The 1173-nt window shown below is 73.9% G+C and carries 2 protein-coding genes; one reads left to right on the forward strand and one right to left on the reverse strand.

What is annotated here, in order from left to right:
* On the reverse strand, positions 1–417 hold a 417-nt coding region (tsaB, locus tag IH13_RS0112705; RefSeq protein WP_063837435.1), incomplete at its 3' end, for a tRNA (adenosine(37)-N6)-threonylcarbamoyltransferase complex dimerization subunit type 1 TsaB.
* Between the two features lie 168 nt (positions 418–585).
* Between tsaB and IH13_RS0112710 the strand changes: the two genes are divergently transcribed.
* A complete protein-coding gene (locus IH13_RS0112710; RefSeq protein WP_031083897.1) occupies positions 586–1146 on the forward strand; it encodes a hypothetical protein in 561 nt (186 codons plus the stop codon).
* The last annotated feature ends 27 nt before the right edge of the window (positions 1147–1173 follow it).

Raw genomic sequence — 1173 nt, forward strand, 5'->3', positions numbered from 1 at the left:
ATGTGTATAAGAGACAGGGTCGACGGCGGGTCCGCCGGTCCGGGTGCGGCCGTCCTCGTAGCGCGCCCAGTAGACCTCCTTGCGGCGCGCGTCCGTGGCCACCGCGAAGGGCCCCTCGACACCGGCCGCGTGGGCGAGGCCGTCGAGGGTGCACACGCCGTGCACGGGTACGGAGAGGGCCGAGCCGAACGTCGCGGCGGTGACCAGGCCGACGCGCAGCCCGGTGTACGGGCCGGGGCCGACCCCGACGACCACGCCGGTGACGGCGCCGAGCCTCACCCCGGCCTCGGCGAGGACCCGGTCGACGGCGGGCAGCAGCAGTTCCCCGTGCCGGCGGGCGTCGACCTGTCCGGTCTCGGCGACGACGCGGTCCCCGTCGTGCAGGGCGACGGTGACGGCGGGGGTGGCGGTATCCATGGCGAGCAGGAGCACACGAACAGCCTACGGCTCCGCCGACCGGCCGACGGCAGCCGTCCGGCGTCCCGGCGGGCGCCCGCGCTGCTGGTAGCGTCGCGCGGGTAGCCGGGATGTACGACGTACATGCTTGTACGACATGCGACGGACGGCCTGTGGAAGGAGCTCACGGTGGCGAAGGGCAGCTCCGCGATCGTGGCGGGTCTCACTGCCGCGGCGGTGGCCGCGGTGGGTTTCCTCGCCTACCAGGCGTCGGCGAACGCACCCGAATCGGTGACCGCCCCCTCGTCCCAGGCCTCCGGCGCCGCGGCCGGCGGACAGTCCCCGAAGCCCGGTCCGCCCAGGGACCCGCTGGCCGTCCCCGCCGACTCCGGTACCGGGGCCCGCGTGGTGTACGCGCCGGCGAAGCGGCGGGTGTGGATCGTGGACGCCGCGGAGAAGTCCCTGCGGACGTTCACGGTGATGCCGAGCTCCGTCAGCCCGCCGCCCGGCACCTACCAGGTGTCCTCCCGCTCCGGCACCATCAAGGGCTCGGACGGGGTACCGATCGAACACGTGGTCCGGTTCGCGGACGTCGACGGCGTGACCGTCGGGTTCAGTGCGGCCCAGGACGGCTCGATGAAGGCCCCCGACCCCACGATGAAGACGGGCGGGGTCCGGATGAAGCGCCCCGACGGGAACGCGATGTGGACGTTCGCGACCATCGGCGCCACGGTCGTGGTCGTCCCCTGACCCACGGTCGTGGTCGTCCCCTGACCC

This window comes from Streptomyces sp. NRRL WC-3549 (assembly GCF_000721935.1).
Classification (GTDB): Bacteria; Actinomycetota; Actinomycetes; order Streptomycetales; family Streptomycetaceae; genus Streptomyces.